Annotated in this window: 9 protein-coding genes; all 9 read left to right on the top strand. The window is 38.2% G+C overall.

Features of this window, described 5'->3' with window-relative positions; all coding sequences use genetic code 11:
• The first annotated feature begins 49 nt into the window (after nucleotides 1–49).
• The 9 genes from HII17_RS13610 (at nucleotide 50) to HII17_RS13570 (ending at nucleotide 14,324) form a co-directional block, all read left to right on the top strand.
• Entirely contained in the window at nucleotides 50–2,296 is a 2,247-nt protein-coding gene (locus tag HII17_RS13610) for a polysaccharide lyase 6 family protein (protein ID WP_169075918.1), read from the top strand.
• 3 nt (nucleotides 2,297–2,299) lie between these two features.
• On the top strand, nucleotides 2,300–4,516 hold the full coding sequence (locus HII17_RS13605) for a heparinase II/III domain-containing protein (RefSeq protein ID WP_169075917.1): 2,217 nt from the start codon (nucleotides 2,300–2,302) through the stop codon (nucleotides 4,514–4,516).
• Nucleotides 4,517–4,530: 14 nt separating this feature from the next.
• The gene (locus HII17_RS13600; RefSeq protein WP_211185361.1) at nucleotides 4,531–4,872 is read left to right on the top strand and encodes a cupin domain-containing protein; all 342 of its coding nucleotides are present in this window, start codon (nucleotides 4,531–4,533) and stop codon (nucleotides 4,870–4,872) included.
• Between the two features lie 3 nt (nucleotides 4,873–4,875).
• The gene (locus tag HII17_RS13595) at nucleotides 4,876–6,177 is read left to right on the top strand and encodes an MFS transporter (RefSeq protein ID WP_169075916.1); all 1,302 of its coding nucleotides are present in this window, start codon (nucleotides 4,876–4,878) and stop codon (nucleotides 6,175–6,177) included.
• A gap of 35 nt (nucleotides 6,178–6,212) precedes the next feature.
• Entirely contained in the window at nucleotides 6,213–7,139 is a 927-nt protein-coding gene (locus HII17_RS13590) for a sugar kinase (protein ID WP_169075915.1), read from the top strand.
• 22 nt (nucleotides 7,140–7,161) lie between these two features.
• Complete coding sequence (eda, locus tag HII17_RS13585) at nucleotides 7,162–7,779, top strand: bifunctional 4-hydroxy-2-oxoglutarate aldolase/2-dehydro-3-deoxy-phosphogluconate aldolase (RefSeq protein WP_169075914.1); 618 nt, start codon at nucleotides 7,162–7,164, stop codon at nucleotides 7,777–7,779.
• Between the two features lie 9 nt (nucleotides 7,780–7,788).
• Nucleotides 7,789–8,856, top strand: coding sequence for a class II fructose-bisphosphate aldolase (gene fbaA / locus HII17_RS13580; RefSeq protein ID WP_169075913.1), 1,068 nt, complete (start codon nucleotides 7,789–7,791; stop codon nucleotides 8,854–8,856).
• Between the two features lie 355 nt (nucleotides 8,857–9,211).
• Entirely contained in the window at nucleotides 9,212–11,722 is a 2,511-nt protein-coding gene (locus HII17_RS13575) for a bifunctional diguanylate cyclase/phosphodiesterase (RefSeq protein WP_169075912.1), read from the top strand.
• A 55-nt stretch (nucleotides 11,723–11,777) separates the two neighbouring features.
• Nucleotides 11,778–14,324, top strand: a complete 2,547-nt coding sequence (locus HII17_RS13570) for a TonB-dependent receptor (protein ID WP_169075911.1) — start codon at nucleotides 11,778–11,780, stop codon at nucleotides 14,322–14,324.
• Nucleotides 14,325–14,494: the final 170 nt, after the last annotated feature.

Genomic DNA, 14,494 nt, shown 5'->3' with positions numbered 1-14,494 from the left:
CATTACACGGAGTTGGGAAAGCCTTTATTTTTGTTCTAGTGAGAAAGCAATGTTGATAATTAAGCAATGTAAAACGGTTTTATTTACTTTATTAGGTTTGTGTTTTGTCGTCTCGGCAAATGCCAAAGAGTATATCGTTGATAGTGAACAAGCGTTTAATGAGACCGTAAAAAAATTAGTTGCCGGCGATACCATTAAGTTAGCTAATGGTACTTATCAAGATTTCGAAATTCTCTTTATTGGTAAAGGAACAAAAGAAAAACCGATAACACTTACTGCTGAGACTAAAGGAAAAGTAGTGTTATCTGGACAATCTAATCTGCGATTGGCTGGTGAATATTTGGTCGCCTCGGGTTTCGTATTTAAAAATGGCTATACACCAAGTAGCGCAGTTATTGAGTTTCGTCGTAATAAAAAGCAGTTAGCCTTTCATTCACGTGTAAGTGAAATGGTTATTGATAATTACAATAACCCAGATAAGCGAGAGTCAGATTATTGGGTGGCTATGTATGGGCAGTATAATCGTTTTGACCACAATCATTTAGTAGGCAAACGAAATAAAGGGGTTACCCTAGCGGTTCGTTTAAATACCGAGCAAAGTCAACAGAACCATCACAAAATAGATCATAACTATTTTGGCTATAGACCAACATTTGGCTCTAATGGCGGTGAAACACTTAGAATTGGTACTAGCCATTATTCGTTAAGTAACTCATATACTTTAGTAGAGAATAACTACTTCGAGCATACAAATGGTGAAGTAGAAATTGTTTCCGTTAAGTCGGGCAGTAATACGCTACGTGGCAATGTGTTTTATGAAGCCCGTGGCACGCTTACAATGCGACACGGCAATGGCAATATAATTGAAGAAAACATCTTTATTGGTAATGGCGTAGAGCATACTGGTGGCATTCGAGTAATTAATAAAGATCAAGTAATCCGTAATAACTACTTGGAAGGGCTTACAGGATATCGCTTTGGTAGTGGCTTTACCGTGATGAATGGTGTACCCAATTCACCTATAAATCGCTACCACCAAGTAGAAAACGCAAAAATTGAGAACAATAGTTTTATCAATGTTCGTCACATTCAGTTGGCTGCTGGCAGTGATGCTGAGCGTAGCGCTGTACCTATTAATAGTACGATGAAAAATAACTTGTTCTTCAATAAAAGTAGCCAGCCATTTACTTTGTTTGATGATGTAAGTGGCATTAAATTTGAAAATAACACATCGAATACTAAGGCTTTGTCTGAACTTGAGAATGGTATTAATTCGCAAGAAGTATCCCTCGTCAGGTTAAGCAATGGACTGCTTTACCCTGCAACTAACTTGCCTGTTGGCGCAAAGCGTGACTTAAAGGTGCTGGCCAAAGAAGATACCGGTGTAAGTTGGTATGAAAAAACATCTGCTAATACAGCGTTTAACTCTGGCGACATACACAGTGTTAAAGCTGGTGCCAATGAATTTCTTACTGCAATTGCACAGGCAAAGTCTGGTGATGTGCTCGAATTGTTACCAGGAAATTACGATATTCCTAAATTAGTTATCATCAATAAGGTATTAACTATTAAGGCCAAAGAAATAGGCAATGCCAAGATTACGTTTGAACGTTCAGCACTATTTGAAATACGTGACGGTGGTAGTTTAATGCTTGATGGTATAGCAATCTCAGGCGAGAACAGCCCTGATTATTCTGGCAATAGTGTCGTGCGCACGCAGAAATGGGGCATGGTAGATAATTACCGATTTATTATGCGTAATTCGAGCGTTGAAGATTTAGATATCAATCACTCGTTTCATTTTTTTGAGACAGGCAAAGTAGCTTTTGCTGATGAAATAGCATTAACAAACAATACATTTAAGAATATCACAGGCGATATTATGCGCTTAGATACTGAGCTTGAAGACTTAGGTATCTATAACGCTGAATATGTCAACGTTAAAGGTAATTCATTTACGGACGTTCAGGGTAGCTTAATCAAGCTATACCGTGGTGGCTCAGATGAGAGTACTTTTGGTCCACACCTGTTAATGATCAATAACCAGTTAAGCAATGTTGGACAAGGTAAACGTAATAAAACTAAGGCTAGCATTTATTTACATGGCGTACAGGTAACAAATATTTCTGATAACGTTGTTGAAAAGTCAGCACCAATTACAGTAGAGCACACGGTAGGCGAACCCGTAACAGCGATCACTAATAATACTTTTAACGCTACAGCAAGCCCTAAGGTCACTGAATTACGAGTGAAAGGGCCACATACAGCTGTAATTGAAAATAATAAGGTTAACTAGTCTATGTGTCGCTATAGCATTTTTCGAAGAAGTATCGATGGATTCTTTTTTACGTTGTTTGCAATCGTTTCTACATTGACGCACGCCGCTCACCCAAACTTAGTAAGTAGCATTGACGATGTTAATAAAATGCGTGCAGCAATCAATGAATCTGGATATTTTTCTAACGCCTACATTGCTCTAAAGGCCAAAGTAGACAAACAGATTAAACAGCCTATTACCGTACCTGTGCCTAAAGATGGTGGTGGCGGTTATACCCATGAACGTCATAAAAAAAATTATCAATTAATGTACAACGCAGGGATGATTTATCAGTTATCTCAAGATAAGCAATACGCTCAATTTGTTCGCGATATGCTGCTTGAGTACGCTAAATTATACCCAAGTTTAGGCTTGCACCCGAAACGCAAGGTAAAATCGCAAAATCCAGGTAAGCTTTTTTGGCAAAGCCTTAATGAAGCGGTTTGGTTGGTTTATACCATTCAAGCGTATGATCTAATTCATGACTCGTTAAATGCAAACGAAATAAAAGAGATAGAGCAAAATCTATTAAAGCCTGTTGCTATCTTCCTCTCTGAAGGTCAACCCTCTACATTTAACAAAGTACATAACCATGGTACTTGGGCTACAGCTGGCGTTGGTATGGCAGGCTTTGTTATGAATGAGCCTGAATGGGTTGAAAAAGCACTATACGACTTAGATAAGTCAGGTAAAGGTGGTTTCCTTAAACAATTAGAGCAATTGTTTTCACCACAAGGTTATTACAACGAAGGGCCTTATTATCAACGTTATGCTTTAATGCCTTTTGTTACGTTTGCAAAAGCGATAGAAAATAATCAACCTGAGCGCAAGATATTTGAATACCGTGATGGCATCGTTTTAAAAGCGATTACCACCACCATTGAACTTAGTTATAACGGACTATTTTTCCCAATTAATGATGCCATTAAATCGAAAGGTATTGATACCATTGAACTTGTTAACGGCGTTACGGTAGCTTACGGTTTAACAAGAGATAGTGGTTTATTAGATATAGCTAACCAGCAAAAGCAAATCATTTTGACGGGTGATGGTCTAAAAGTGGCGAAAGCGCTAGATGCTGGTTTAGCTACTCCTTATCAGTATCAATCGGTTGCGTTTGGTGACGGAGCAGACGGTAATGAAGGCGCACTCGTGGTAATGCGCCAAAATATTAAGAGCGATAAGGTTCAACAAGCGTTACTTTTTAAACCTGCGGCACAAGGACTAGGTCATGGTCACTTTGATAAGTTGACTTGGCAGTTTTACGACAGAGGAAATGAAATTGTTTCAGATTACGGCGCTGCTCGCTTTTTAAATGTTGAAGCGAAATTTGGTGGCCGTTATTTACCTGAAAACAACTCTTATGCAAAGCAAACAATTGCACATAATACTGTCGTTGTTGATGAGCGAAGCCATTTTGATGCTGATGTCAAAGTTGGTAATAAAAACCATCCAGAATTGTTATTTTTTACTACTAATGATCACGGAAGTATAACAAGTGCAAAAATCGATACTGCTTATCAAGGTGTGACACTCAAAAGAACTTTGGCTTTGGTTAACTTACCTGAATTAGAGAAACCACTGGCGTTTGATATATTTTTAGTGAAAAGTGACAAGGCTCATCAAATTGATCTGCCATTGCATTATAAAGGGCAGCTAATTGATACTAGCTTTAAACGGGACGCCTTTACTAAGACACTGAAGCCTTTAGGTGCTAAAAATGGTTATCAACATTTATGGCTCACGGCACAATCTAAGCCCAACGCTGGTCTCGCACAGATAACTTGGCTTAACAACAACGGTAGCTTCTATACTCAATCTTCGATAGTCGACAATGACACGGACGTCTTGTTTACTCGACTAGGTGCTAACGACCCAAATTTTAATTTACGAAATGAATCTGCATTTATCTATCGTAAGAAGGGCGTTAAAAAACATACATTCGTTAGTGTGTTAGAGCCACATGGCCAATATAACCCTGCTAAAGAATTTACCTTATCAGCACAATCAGAACTAAGCTCCATCAATTACTCTCAAAGTAATGGTGTAGAGTTTGTCGAAATATCACTAAATAACGGAAGTCGTTATTTGTTCGCTATTACCAATGATTTAAGTGGTAAAGCAAAATTTAGCTATAACAATGTTGATTATCAAATTGATGATCGATTTAAAATTATTCAATTGAAAAACCAGCAGTAAGACGAGGAATTATCATGAGCGAAAGTGCCCACTTTACCTTTGGCAACGAAGCCGAAATAGAAGATTTAGGTGGCGGTTTAAAACGTCAAATGCTGGGTTATAACCACGAACTGATGGCTGTAAAGATTTGGTTTGACGAAGGCATCACTGCTTATACTCATTCTCACCGGCACTCACAAGTGACTTATGTTGTTGAAGGAGAATTTCACTTTATGATTGACGGAGTTACCAAGATCTTAAAGCCAGGTGATAGTTGTTATATTCCACCGCATGCAGAGCACGGTGCAACATCTCCAACAGGTGGTATTTTAATTGATACCTTTAGTCCGGCACGTGAAGATTTCTTAGAGGAATAAGCTATGCAAGTTAAAGGTTTACGTTGGTGGGTAATTGCGTTGATAGCACTTGCTACCATCATTAATTATATTGATCGTTCAGCACTCAGTGTTTTATGGCCAGATATTCAAGAAGAGCTATTCCCGAATGAAACTCCGTTAGAGCGTAAGCAAATCTATGCGACTATTTCTGTGGTTTTTGTATTTGCTTATGCTTTTGGTCAAGCCATATTCGGTAAGATTTTTGACTGGGTAGGTACGCGAATTGGTTTCGTACTATCTATTGGCGTGTGGTCACTTGCAACAGCTGCGCATGCATTTGCTCAAGGACTACTAAGTTTCAGTATTTTTCGCGCTATTTTGGGTGTTGCAGAAGCCGGTAATTGGCCGGGTGCAGCTAAAGGTAACGCAGAATGGTTTCCAACAAAGGAAAGGGCGTTAGCACAGGGGATATTTAACTCTGGTGCAGCTATCGGTGGCATTGTTGCTATCCCTTTAATCGCATTTTTAACTATTTATTTCAGCTGGCAAATGGTGTTTGTTGTAATTGGTTTGGTCGGTTTACTTTGGTTAATTCCTTGGTTAGTACTAGTAAAGTCGCCGCCTGGCTCACATCCTTGGATCACTGAAGAAGAAAAATCATACATTTTGACGGGTCAAAAACGTAATGACTCGGACGACCCAACGAAAGAGGCAGAAGAGTACAATCCTTCTACAGCTGAACTTCTATCTCGTAAACAAAGTTGGGGAGTGATCATTGCCTCTGCTGCAATCGATCCAATTTGGTGGTTATTTGTTTTCTGGATACCAATTTACTTAAACGAAGTATACGCAATGGATGTTCAATCTATTGGTATATATGGTTGGGTGCCTTATGTAGGTGCTATGTTTGGCGCATGGTTTGGTGGTTTACTAGCACAAAATAGAATTAAAGCAGGTTGGGATACGAACAAAACACGGAAATTTGTGATTACCTTAGGCTGTTTAATTATGTTGCCGTCATTGCTTGCAATGTCTAATCCCGGAGCACCAGTTAATGCGGTACTAATTATGGCGGTTATTCTATTTGGTTTCCAAACTGCTATCGGCAATGTGCAAACGCTTCCAAGTGATTTACTAGGTAAAAAGTCGGTAGGTACGTTAGCGGGTTTTGCTGGTATGGCAGCGAAACTTGGTGCAGTAGGACTTACAACGTTAGTACCTTGGCTAACAGCTGATGGTAATTATTACCCAGCATTTGTGATCGGTGCATCTTTAGCAATTATCGCTATGGTTGCTGTTTGGGTGTTGATCCCAAAGGTCGAACCATTAAAAAAACCTCAGTAAGTTTTGAATAAAAGTAGGAATTAGAGGTTTTAATAATGAAAAACATTTATCTGTTTGGTGAGTGCATGATTGAGTTGATGTCGGCTTCAAAAGAAGCTAACACTTTGAAGCAGTCATTCGCCGGCGATGTTTTTAATACTGCGGTCTATTTAAAGCGTTTGTTTAACGATACGAATGTGAATATGGTGACCGCTGTGGGTAAAGACAGTTTTAGCGAAGATATGATTTCGCTTTTCAATGCTGAAAATTTAAGTTCAACGCAAGTCTTTCGTTCTGAGAATAAAATTCCAGGTTTATACGCGATTGAGTTAGATGAACAAGGCGAACGTAGTTTTACCTACTGGCGTAATGACTCCGCTGCTCGCAGTGTGATGAAGTTTATCGGTGATAGCAATATTGCCGAGATATGCCAAGGAGATGTATTCTTTTTTAGCGGTATTTCACTTGGTGTAGTTTTGCCAGAAGATCGAGAGAAGTTCTGGCATTTCATAGCGCAAATAAAAGCTGCTGGAGTGAAGATTGCGTTCGATTTGAATTACCGCCCAAGGTTATGGTCAAGTAAAGACGAGGCTCAGCAGCAGTTTTTAAAAGCTTTTGAGTCTGCAGATATTATATTGCCTGGTGTGGATGATTTCGCCGCTATTTTCGAACTTGATGATGTAAGCAGTGTCATAGAGTTTTTTAGTCAGTACCAGTATCAAGAGCTAGTGATTAAAAATGGTGAAAAAAATGTTTACTGCCTATCAGTAAATGGTCTAGAAGTAGTTGATGTAACGCCTGTAAAAAATGTTGTTGATACGACTTCTGCCGGAGATTCTTTTAACGGTGGTTATTTAGGCGCGCGTTTAGCAGGGCACTCCATTACCCAATCAGTAGAGTTGGCCAATCAAGTGGCTGGATTCGTAATTCAACATAAAGGTGCGATTGTAGATAAAGCTACTTTTTCATCACGTTTTAATTAGTTAAATTTTAAAGGCTTATACAATGACTTCCTTTTCATCTTTGATGGGAAACCAAACCCTATTGCCAATTATTCAAGCTGATAGTCCAGAGCAAGGAGTAGCGATTGCTAAAGCTATGTCTGACGCTGGCTTAAAATTGGTTGAAGTTGTACTTCGAACTGAAGCGTCATTAGCGGCGTTAACAGCAATAAAATCAGCATTGCCTGAATTAATTGTAGGTGCAGGCACTGTAACGAATGAAACTATTTTAAAGCAAGCAATCGACGCTGGTGCTGATTTTATAATTACACCAGCGGTGTCTGAAAAACTGTTAACCCATCTTGCTGACTGCGGGTTACCTGTTTTACCTGGCGTATCAAATACTGGTGAAATTTTGATGGCGTGCGAGTTTGGCTATAAAGAACTTAAGCTGTTTCCAGCTGCTTTATCTGGTGGCCATAAGTTTTTAGCTGCGGTTTCTTCTATTTTTCAAGGGGTAAAGTTTTGTCCTACCGGTGGTGTAACTGCGGAAAACAAAGTAGATTATTTAACCCTTAATAATGTATTTGCCGTTGGTGGTACTTGGGTAGCCAAGAAAGACTGGGTGGATACAAGTAACTGGCAGGCAATTACTGATGCTTGCATTGCTGGTAATCTATAGGACGGAAAAATGAATTTTATGTCGGGAGTTGTAACTGGAGCTGAAGTGCAAGACTTATTTGCTCACGCAAAATCTGAACAATATGCTTTACCTGCAGTAAATGTCGTGGGTACATCATCGATCAATGCTTGTTTAGAGGCTGCTGCTAATGTGAATTCTCCAATTATTATTCAGTTGTCTCATGGTGGCGCTAGTTTTTTTTCAGGCAAGGGGCTTAAGCTAGAAGGGCACGAGTCAGCAATTCAAGGTGCAATTGCTGCTGCAAAATACGTACACCAAATGGCTGAAATTTATGGTGTCACCGTGATGTTACATACTGACCATGCAGGTCGTGACTTATTACCTTGGGTAGATGGCTTAATTTCGGCATCGGAAAGCTATTTTAAGGAAGCAGGTAAGCCGCTATTTAGTTCACATATGATTGATTTATCGGCCGAACCGCTAGCTGATAATATAGCCACTTGTGCTAAGTATTTAGCGCGTATGAAACCGCTAGATATGACCTTAGAAATTGAACTTGGTTGCACAGGAGGTGAAGAAGATGGCGTTGACAATAGCCATTTAGATAATTCGGCACTTTATACCCAACCAAAAGATGTCGCTTATGCCTATGAACAACTTATCGAAATCAGTGAGCAATTCACCATAGCAGCTTCGTTTGGTAACGTGCATGGCGTTTATAAGCCTGGGAATGTGGTGTTAACACCAGAAATTCTTAAAAACTCGCAAGCGTTCGTCGCAAAGCAGTTTAACTTAACTGATAAGCCACTTCATTTCGTTTTTCATGGAGGCTCAGGCTCTGAGCTGAATGATATTCGAGAAGCGATAAGTTACGGCGTCATTAAAATGAACATTGATACTGATACACAGTGGGCAACATTTGATGGTGTTAAACAATATTACGAATCACATAAGGACTACTTGCAGTCACAAATTGGTAACCCAGATGGTGAAGAAAAGCCAAATAAAAAGTTTTATGACCCTAGAGTTTGGCTAAGAAATGGTGAAACTAGCATGGTCGCTAGACTTGAGCAGTGCTTTGAAGATTTAAATTGTATAAACAGGAAATCAGAATAAAGCATTCTAACTCGTAATGATAATAGTGCTGATAAGAACATGTAACCGCTATTATATCTTTGATAAATTTCATTTTAATCTAAGACCAAATAAACGAGTTAATTTGATTTTATCTACCATATCTTAGCTTACCACCTCATTTGCCTCTTTTAGAATGGCAGTAGTACTTAACGCTATTGTCATTTTATTAATTAAATTTTGCTATCTTCCTAATTTCCTATAAATTTAGTAGTAATATCTTCTCTTATACACTTATAAAGTCAGAATTAGGAACTGTTTTAAATGTGCTGGGATGTAACGTTAGAGTAATACCTGAGTAAATTGATAAAGTTTTAACTTAAATAGTATTTATTAAATGAAAATAGCACATGATGTAAAGCTGTTACGTCTTATTAAAATCATTCCTCCTATGTTGGTAACAGCATTTGCATGCTTAGCTATTTTTATTGTTATTAGTAATAATCAAGAAAAGCTAGAGCGCGATATTCTGGCTCTCCAACAAGACTTTATCTCCTCTCGTAAGGATATGGTTCAAGCGCAAGTTAAACAGTTGGTTGAACAAATTAATTACGAAAAAAGCAGCACAGAGTCCATCTTAAAAAACGACATTAAACAACACATCTACCAAGCTCACGCCATTGCTACTTCAATTTACGAAAACAACAAAAGTAAAACAGAAATTGAAGTAACTAAACTTATTACTGATGCATTAAGAAATATCCGATTCAATAATGGTAGAGGTTACTTTTTTATATATAAAACCAATGGCTTAAGCGTTATGCACCCCATTGTTCCTTCAATGGAAGGAACTTCAAAAATTGATTTGCAAGATATACGAGGAAATTTCATTGTAAAAGATATGGGGGAACTGGCTAAGGAACATGGTGAAACGTTTTACAATTGGTGGTTCGTTAAACCCGATAACCAGGAAAAAGAATTTAGAAAAATAGGATTCGGCAAACATTTTGTGCCATATGATTGGTTTATTGGTACGGGCGAGTATTTAATTGATGTTGAAAACGACATTAAAAATCAGTTAATTCAGCGAATATCGAATATTCGATATGGTGAAAATGGTTATGTATTTCTATATGACCACCAAGGAAATACTTTGTCTCACGTTGTTGAAAGCGTATTGGGATCTAACGTTTTCAATCATCCCGATCCAAATATCAATAAAATAGGTCATAAGGTAATAGAAGCAGGGAAGAAAGGCGAAGCATTTCTTAGCTACTTAAGCCCTGTAATGCCTGCGACCGGTAAGCCAGCTGAAAAAATTAGCTTTGTTCAAGGTATTCCTGAGTGGAATTGGGTACTGGGTACAGGATTCTATGAAAGTGAAACTAAGAGTTACTTAAATAAAAGAAAATTAGAAATTGAAGCACAAAATAAAAAACAACTTATTGAATTACTTAGCCTTAGTTTTGTTGTTACGTTATTTTTTATCATTCTTTCTTTTTTCTTAACAAGGTACCTTTCAAAACGATTTACAGATTATGAAGAAAAAATAAATAGAGACTTTGATGAGTTAAATTCGGTAAAACTAGAGTCTCAATATCAAGCATTACATGATTCACTAACTCAGCTGCCCAATAGAGCATTATTGGATGAACATATTCAGCAAGGCATTGAACTATCCAAGAGAAACAAAAAGATGCTCGCGGTAATGTTTGTAGATCTTGATGATTTTAAGAAAATTAATGATTTACATGGGCACTCGGTTGGCGATAGCTTACTTATATTGCTTGGGAAGATGTTCAACGAAATTATCGAGGGAGGTGATAGTGTTGCCCGATTCGGTGGTGATGAGTTCATATTCTGTTTTCCTGAAATTTCACATTTATCGATAGCAGAACAAAAAGTCGAACAAATTCTGTCGCTTTTCTCAAACGAATTTGATATCGACGGCAAGGCTATTTATTCAAGTTGTAGTATTGGTGTAGCAATGTTTCCTAAAGATGGTGAAAATTCTGAAGAATTAGTGAGTAAAGCTGATACGGCGTTGTATAAGTCAAAGTCGTTACAAAAAGGACAATCGCTGTTTTTTAATCACAGTATAGAGAAGCAAGTAAAACGAGATTTTTTAATCGAAACAGAGCTACGAACAGCGTTAGTTAATGAAGAGCTAAGTGTCTTATATCAACCACAAATTAGTGTTGAAACAGGTGATATTATTGGCGTAGAAGCGCTAGTAAGGTGGCAAAATGATTCTTTGGGTTTCGTCTCACCAGCAGAGTTTATTCCAATCGCAGAAAACACAGGAACTATACACGAGCTAGGTGCTTTTGTAATTGAAAAAACATTGAAGGAAATTAAAGAGTTTAACCTTTGCAACGCATTCTCATTAAATCTATCTATTAATATTTCTCCTAAGCAGCTCTTAGATCCCAAATTTACCGAAAGTGTTGTAAGTATTTGTCGAGAAGTAGCGTTTGACCCACAATTTGTCACACTCGAAATTACAGAAAACGTCTTAATTACCGATTTGTCACTTGTACAGCCGGTATTAAGTAAACTTAGAAGCAGTGGTTTTAAACTTTCATTAGATGACTTTGGTACAGGTTACTCCTCACTAAGCTATTTAAGTAATCTCCCTATGAATGAAATAAAAATTGATCGTTCATTTATAGATAAATTTTTGACCAACAGTCAAAGTGAATCATTGGTTAAAACAATTATCGCGATTGGCCGATTCTGTAATTTGACAGTTGTAGCAGAAGGCGTTGAAACAAAAGCACAATATGAACGCTTGGTTTTGTACCATTGTGACTTAATACAAGGTTACTATTTTGATAAGCCGTTAACTTACAAATCGTTAGTGGAAAGATATCAATCAAGCAATATAGATATGAATTGGACTGGGTAAACTTTAAAATCGTATGCTATAAATTTAGGTGTGGGGAAATAAAATGAATTACTGCATGCCAAAATTTACACTATGTTCGTCTATTGTTGTTTTTAGTATATCGTCAGTTAACTTGGCTATTGCTCAAGATAACCCTTCCAAAATTGAAATAATCGAAGTAACTGCGCAAAAGCGCCATCAATCTATAAACGAGATACCGATGGCAATATCAGCGTTTAATAGTGGTCAACTTGAAGAGTTAGGTATTGAAGACTCCACTGATTTGGCAACTATTGTTCCAGGCTTTAATTATAGTGATACCGCCTTTGGTCCACCTGTTTATACGCTACGCGGCGTCGGCTTTAATGAGTCGAGTGCACAGGCTACATCTACTGTTGGTATATATGTAGATGAAATCACCATTCCGTTTCCTATTATGACAAAAGCCGCAAATTTGGATTTAGAACGAGTTGAGATACTCAAAGGACCACAAGGCACTTTATTCGGCCGTAACTCTACGGCAGGCGCTGTTAATTATATTGCAGCCAAACCAAGTGAAGATTTTGAAGCTGGTATTAAGGCGAGTTTAGGCAACTTTGAGACAATTAGTGGCGAAGCGTTTGTCACAGGGGCGTTGTCAGACGATGTAAATGGACGGCTTGCTATTAAATTTATTAATTCAAATGAAGGTTGGCAAGAAAGTGTTTCAAGAGACGATGAATTAGGGCAGAAAGATAAATTTGCATTGAGAGCTAGTTTTGATTTTGATGTAAGCAATAAAACTAGTGCACTGTTAAGTATTAACTACCATCGAGATCGATCTGAAACGTTAGCCCCGCAAGCTATTGAGTATGTAGCTGCTAAAGCTGGTGGTGCGTTAAATGCGTCATTCCCAGTCTTTGGACCAATACTAGATGATACCGTTAACCCACAGCTATTTCCTGGAAACGGAAATGATATTACTAAAGCAGACTGGACTGCAGATAGAACACCAAGCTTAGCGCATGATATGCAGTCTATTTCACTGAATGTGACACACGATTATTCAGAGACATTAACATTTGTCTCGTTAACAGCATTTCATAAATTCGAAGATGATGGCTCAGAATATGAACGAGGTGGCACAGCTGGTGTTACAGCAGGTTATATAAGGGGATTGACTGGCGGCCCTCTAGATACGCTCTTGGGCGGTTCGTTAAAAGATTATTATGAAGGCCATTTACATGGTGATTATGCAACGATACCTGATGATGAGTTCGTTCCTTCTGATTATGTATTTCAGCATGGCGAGATAAAATCTTTTTCACAAGAGTTGAGATTAACTAAAACGCTTCCGGAATCCGTATGGATAGCAGGGCTTTATTACAGTAAAAGTAATGTTGACTACCATACAACCCAAGACTGGGGACTAGCGACTAATGTCAATATACTGCCAACCTCTGGTTTTGGTTTTAACAAACTGAGAAACGCTATTGAACAAGACACCAATACCGTGGCCGTTTTTGCTAGCGCTGATTGGTACCTTAGTGACAAATTAACACTGACGACAGGTATTCGTTACTCAGAAGACGAAGCAAATTATGATGGCTGTACCGAAGATATAGGAGGGCCAGGGTTAGCATTATTTAATCAGTTCTTCTTTGGCGGTAATGACTCTGGCGGCGAAGTAAATGGCTGTGTTACCGTATTAGACTTTGCCGGTGAAAACCAGCGACTAGGAAAAATTAAAGATACTTTAGATGAGGATTCATTGTCATGGCGGTTAGCGTCACATTATCAATGGTCCCCTTCAACGTCAGTTTATGCATCATATAGCAGAGGCTACAAAGCCGGTAGTTATCCTTCATTAGCCGCAATCGAAGAAAACCAATTGGATCCGGTAGTGCAAGAGCGTCTAGATGCTTATGAAATAGGTATTAAGTCATTACTAAATGATGGTAAAGCCCAACTAAATGTTAGTGCTTTTTATTATGACTACAAAGACAAGCAGTTATTAACTAAGAAAACGATACCTGTGTTTAGAACCGCATTTACACTAGGTAATATAGATGACTCTTACGTCAAAGGCATTGAACTGGACCTACAATGGCTTCCATTAGAAGGTTTAACGCTCAATGCATCTGCGAGCTTTATCGATTCTGAAGTGAAAAGTGGTGATGGGTTTAATCAGTTAGGGCAATCACTTGACTTGTCTGGTTCGCCTTTGCCTTTTACTTCTGACTTTCAAGCGAACTTATTAGCCAAATACGAATGGCATTTGTCTGACGACTTTACCGCATTTACTGCGATAGATGGTGCATATACCAGTGAATATAATGCTGATTTTAAAGCCAATGTAGAGATGACAACCTTAGTCGCTGACTTTATAGGTAGCCCTGTAGAAGTATTCATCCCGCCGCAGCCTTATCAATACGACAAGCGATTTACACAAGACGGTTATTTTATTGCCAATGCGCGATTCGGTATTGAAAGCATAAAAAATAATTGGAAACTTTTCTTTTGGGTACGTAATTTGAACGACGAGTATTTTGTTTCAACTATGGTAAAAAACAACGAAATGATTGCGGCCTATCCAGGGATGACTCGTACGTACGGAGTTACGTTGGAGAAAAGTTTTTATTAATTAGCTAACCTTGATATAAGAACAAAGGCAAAAAGAAGGATATTTTGAGTCAAATTAATGTTCAAAGGTACACGTAAGCAACTTATCTTTAATACTTATTGTATTGCCTAATGGATAAAAGCAACACTTCCTTTAAATCAAAGGAGTGTTGCTTGTAAACTTCAAATTAG

The organism is Thalassotalea algicola (assembly GCF_012932965.1).
In the GTDB taxonomy this organism is placed as follows: Bacteria; Pseudomonadota; Gammaproteobacteria; order Enterobacterales; family Alteromonadaceae; genus Thalassotalea_F; species Thalassotalea_F algicola.
The sequence above is the reverse complement of the archived record's forward strand: the minus strand, read 5'-3'. Positions and strand labels throughout refer to the sequence as shown.

Bases quoted from the DNA above. Each gene is read 5' to 3' on its own strand.
- HII17_RS13610 (WP_169075918.1), top strand. From the start codon at position 50: ATGTTGATAATTAAGCAATGTAAAACGGTTTTATTTACTTTATTAGGT.
- HII17_RS13605 (WP_169075917.1), top strand. From the start codon at position 2,300: ATGTGTCGCTATAGCATTTTTCGAAGAAGTATCGATGGATTCTTTTTT.
- HII17_RS13600 (WP_211185361.1), top strand. From the start codon at position 4,531: ATGAGCGAAAGTGCCCACTTTACCTTTGGCAACGAAGCCGAAATAGAA.
- HII17_RS13595 (WP_169075916.1), top strand. From the start codon at position 4,876: ATGCAAGTTAAAGGTTTACGTTGGTGGGTAATTGCGTTGATAGCACTT.
- HII17_RS13590 (WP_169075915.1), top strand. From the start codon at position 6,213: ATGAAAAACATTTATCTGTTTGGTGAGTGCATGATTGAGTTGATGTCG.
- eda (WP_169075914.1), top strand. From the start codon at position 7,162: ATGACTTCCTTTTCATCTTTGATGGGAAACCAAACCCTATTGCCAATT.
- fbaA (WP_169075913.1), top strand. From the start codon at position 7,789: ATGAATTTTATGTCGGGAGTTGTAACTGGAGCTGAAGTGCAAGACTTA.
- HII17_RS13575 (WP_169075912.1), top strand. From the start codon at position 9,212: ATGAAAATAGCACATGATGTAAAGCTGTTACGTCTTATTAAAATCATT.
- HII17_RS13570 (WP_169075911.1), top strand. From the start codon at position 11,778: ATGCCAAAATTTACACTATGTTCGTCTATTGTTGTTTTTAGTATATCG.